The organism is Marinimicrobium sp. UBA4509, from assembly GCF_002388575.1.
GTDB lineage: Bacteria > Pseudomonadota > Gammaproteobacteria > Pseudomonadales > Cellvibrionaceae > Marinimicrobium > Marinimicrobium koreense.
The window spans coordinates 1-1365 of record NZ_DGMV01000090.1; the positions used below are offsets into that span (position 1 = coordinate 1).

At 57.9% G+C, this 1365-nt stretch carries 1 protein-coding gene; it reads left to right on the forward strand.

Translation table 11 applies throughout. The annotated features are described in order from the left end of the window. The first annotated feature begins 52 nt into the window (after positions 1–52). The gene (locus tag B3520_RS17090; RefSeq protein WP_286876480.1) at positions 53–1336 is read left to right on the forward strand and encodes a dockerin-like protein; all 1284 of its coding nucleotides are present in this window, start codon (positions 53–55) and stop codon (positions 1334–1336) included. Positions 1337–1365 lie beyond the last annotated feature (29 nt).

Consider the following 1365-nt stretch of genomic DNA (forward strand, 5'->3'; position numbering starts at 1 on the left):
CCACCGTAATTGTCGCCGAACAACCCTTTGGGGATAACAATAGGATGTGTTGATGAATCATAAAATAAAGTCGATGGTTTCCAGCCTCGCCACCCTGACACTCTCGTTCAGCCTTCTCAATGCCTGTGCGGGCGGTGGAACGATGCAAAGCTCCAGTGAGCGTCGCCCTGTCACTACCGAAAACTCAGGCGAAGGCTGCCCTGTACCTACACTGCCCGACGCCTCCAACATGGAGGTCATCAAGACCTTACCCGATCCGTTTCTGGGGTTGGATGGACACCGCATTACCGAGCGGGACCAGTGGCGCTGCCGTCGCCAGGAAACCCTGCACCAGGTACAGCATTATGAATCGGGAATCAAACCCGGTAAGCCGGAGCGGGTTAGTGGCCGTGTTTCCGCGAAATCCGTTACTGTGACTGTCCACCATCAAGGCAAAACAATAGAATTCAACGCCCCGGTGACGCTCCCCAACGCTGGCCAGGCGCCCTACCCGGCCATCATCACCCTCGGACCCGCTACGCTGGACAGCGAGTTATTGTCCGACAAAGGCGTGGCGATTATCAGTGTAGATAACAATGAGCTGGGCACCCAGAGTGGCGAGAATTCACGAGGAAATGGTCTGTTTTACGACCTGTACGGCAAGGACCACAGTGCCAGTTCCATGACCGCCTGGGCCTGGGGCGTGAGCCGACTGATCGACGTGCTACAGGAATCGGATGAAGGGTTGATAGCGGCGAACCGCTTGGCCGTTACCGGCTGCTCTCGTAATGGCAAGGGCGCCTTATTGGCCGGAGCACTGGATGAGCGGGTCGCACTGACCATTCCCCAGGAGTCCGGCGCCGGTGGTGCGGTCGCCTGGCGAGTGGCTCAGGCCATGGCGGAGGAAGGTGTTAACGTTCAGACCCTGAGTCATGCCGCCGGTGAACAGCCCTGGTTTCGGGCCGGTTTCGGCAGTGAGTTTGGGAACAACAAGGTCACCCGCCTCCCCTTCGATCAACACCAGCTCATGGGGTTGGTAGCACCGCGCGGCCTACTGGTGCTGGATAACGACATCGACTGGTTGGGCCCCATTCCGGCCTATATAGGAACCTCAGCCGCGAGGGAGATCTATCGTGCCCTGGGCGTCGAAGCCAATATAGCCTACTCGGAGAACGGCGGTCATCGTCACTGTGCCCTCCCCGATCATCAACGCGACCTTCTGGAGGGGTTTGTAAATCGCTTTCTCCTCGACAGGCCCGGAACCACTGGTATCTTCCGCTCTACCCTTGCGGAAGAGGACGCTGTAGCGCCTTGGGTTGAATGGACCACGCCTGACTTGTCAGAGAGTCCGGATTAAATTATTGATGGCTCTAATAAAACGGCGGG

Coding starts and splice junctions, on each gene's coding strand:
- B3520_RS17090 (WP_286876480.1), top strand. CDS start 53: ATGAATCATAAAATAAAGTCGATGGTTTCCAGCCTCGCCACCCTGACA.